The organism is Vibrio genomosp. F10 str. ZF-129 (genome assembly GCF_000287055.2).
Classification (GTDB): domain Bacteria; phylum Pseudomonadota; class Gammaproteobacteria; order Enterobacterales; family Vibrionaceae; genus Vibrio.
In genome coordinates this window covers 4,572-6,763 of sequence record NZ_AJYQ02000072.1, presented here as the reverse complement: position 1 = coordinate 6,763, position 2,192 = coordinate 4,572, and the positions used below count along the sequence as shown (strand labels likewise).

The following is a 2,192-nucleotide window of genomic DNA, read 5'->3' as shown; positions in this document are numbered from 1 at the left end:
TTTATTTGCCGCTTAGCAGAGCGTTATGTGGCAGGAGATTTAATGGCATCGTTGAAAGACATTGATAATTTGGTTTTACGTTTTAGCTTAGAATATCGGAGAGCAGAGTTACCTCCAATACGTAGAAGCGAGATTTATAGCCTTTTTTCAGATAAGAGTATTGTTCCCAATGCAAAGCTATATTGGCCGGAAACATGGCCGAACAGCGGTGAACGAGGAGTATATGCAATTTTTTCTAGGGGCAAGGTGCTTTATATTGGGAAAGCGTCCCTTCAAGATTTAGGCTATAGAGTTGGTAGCTATTTTATGTATAGCCCTGATCGAAAGTCAGCTATTCCGAAAAGTGGTCATACATGGAGTCAGCAACCTACAAGTATAGTGACTTGGGCTGTCCCAAAAGAGCTATTCTTTGAAGCATCAGCGTTGGAAGAGTTTCTGATATTTAATTTAAATTCACAGTTGCCAGACAATACTGTTGGGAAAGCCACATAACAAGATGCTCAAGCAGACAGCTAACGTGTGGCATTTTTGGTTCGGTCTAGTTTAGTGATTACGGTGGCTTTGCTTGAGTGTCGTGCGTTAGCTGCTACTTAGCAAAGCGTTAGTACGGGTCTGGCATCAAAGGTCATAAGCTTTGGTTTTTATCTATTTTGGCGTTCGTCTTTACACCTTTGAGTGTGTGCATTTCACGTTCTTTCCGGTGGCACTATATGCGGAGTGTTTGCTTTGATTTCACCGTTTACGGCTTCTAACTCTTAGCCTATTTTTTGGCGCTTCTTCATTTTCTTGGTTTTTACTACGTCAGAATTGTCTTTCTTTGGTGCTGCCGTTGGAGTTAGAGGATCGAATCCTTTTCTAATTTGAAGCCTGTGAAAGTAGGGCAGGTCAGTGCATTTTTCTTCTAGCCAACTCTCGTCTCTTAATCGAGTTTAAGTTTTGTAGCTGCCCGTCTCACTTCAGTGTTCAAAGCCTTTCATATCATGCCACTTTTCAATATCTTGGGGCGCATAAATAGAAGTAGCGCATGTACTAACAAATTGCTTAAGAGTGATTCGTAACGCGTGGCATTTTTACTATGCAGTGGCTTAGGGTGATTAAGGCGCCGTGCGGTAGCTTTTGTATTGCGTTACTCACACCTTAGCAAGGCGTTATAACTCATTCGTAATTTCTAGTTTCTACAATATGGAGAATGTATATGGATATTAAACAAGTACATAAAGCTACGTGTCATTGTGGCAAAGTTGAATTAGAGTTGAAAATGCCCAAGGGGTTGGAAGATCCAAGGCGGTGTTCTTGTTCTATGTGCCGTAAAAGAGGCGCAATAGCAGCCTCTGTTCTATTGGAGAATCTAAAAATTGTTAAAGGTGAAGATAATCTCAGCTTGTATCAATTCAATACAATGGCTGCAAAACACTATTTTTGTAAAACTTGCGGTATTTATACTCATCATCAAAGACGCTCAAATCCACATCAATTTGCAATTAATGTGGCTTGCCTTGAAGGTGTAAACCCTTATGAACTCGAGCCAGTAAAAATATACGATGGGATACATCATCCTTCTGACACAATAAAGTTATAACAAGGCATTTAAACGGAATAAAAACAGTGGGTTACGTTTCGCTTCGCTACACATTTTAACCCACTATTTTTGTCCGCTTAATGCGGCGTTAGGCGACAGGAGTTAAAATGAACATTTTTGGACCTAGGATAATACTCCTTGCAATGTTACCGGCATCAGTAATTGCGTCGGTAGACGATGAATATTATGAATCCTTCCAAACAGTTGATTCGATACTTCAGGTTGTGGACGATAGCGCCTCTGGACACAGGTTTACAGACCAAGGCATGGAGTTCACTCATTACTTCTCTTCCGAATTGAACCGTTCTTTTATTGTGAATGATGAAATAGGGGAAGTTTGCTATATCTATGAAGGTAACGAAGTCTTGAGCTGTTTTCCTTGTGAAGAAGGTGAAGTATCAGACGTCTGTCCGTAGAAAATCGCCTAACAAACAATTCAAGCAGATTCTCAACGCTCGGCAGTTTTGCTTTGGTTTGGCTTTAGTGATTACGGGGCAAAGATTCAGGTTTGGTGGTGGCGTTGCTCACTACTTAATTGGGCGTTAGGCGGCCTATTACGTTGAAAGGTTTTGAGGTGACGGTAGTTTCTGTTGTTGTCGCGAATATCGTTTTT

The 2,192-nt window shown here is 40.9% G+C and carries 3 protein-coding genes; all 3 read left to right on the top strand.

Going from position 1 to position 2,192, the window contains the following annotated elements:
• Positions 1-492, top strand: a 492-nt coding sequence (locus A1QO_RS07355) for a hypothetical protein (RefSeq protein WP_206743927.1), incomplete at its 5' end; no start/stop codon positions are given.
• A 703-nt stretch (positions 493-1,195) separates the two neighbouring features.
• Entirely contained in the window at positions 1,196-1,579 is a 384-nt protein-coding gene (locus A1QO_RS07350; protein ID WP_017040584.1) for a GFA family protein, read from the top strand.
• 143 nt (positions 1,580-1,722) lie between these two features.
• Positions 1,723-1,995, top strand: coding sequence for a hypothetical protein (locus A1QO_RS07345; protein WP_141707121.1), 273 nt, complete (start codon positions 1,723-1,725; stop codon positions 1,993-1,995).
• Positions 1,996-2,192: the final 197 nt, after the last annotated feature.

Excerpts from the sequence above, each read along its gene's own strand:
- A1QO_RS07350 (WP_017040584.1), top strand. The coding sequence starts at position 1,196 with ATGGATATTAAACAAGTACATAAAGCTACGTGTCATTGTGGCAAAGTT.
- A1QO_RS07345 (WP_141707121.1), top strand. The coding sequence starts at position 1,723 with ATGTTACCGGCATCAGTAATTGCGTCGGTAGACGATGAATATTATGAA.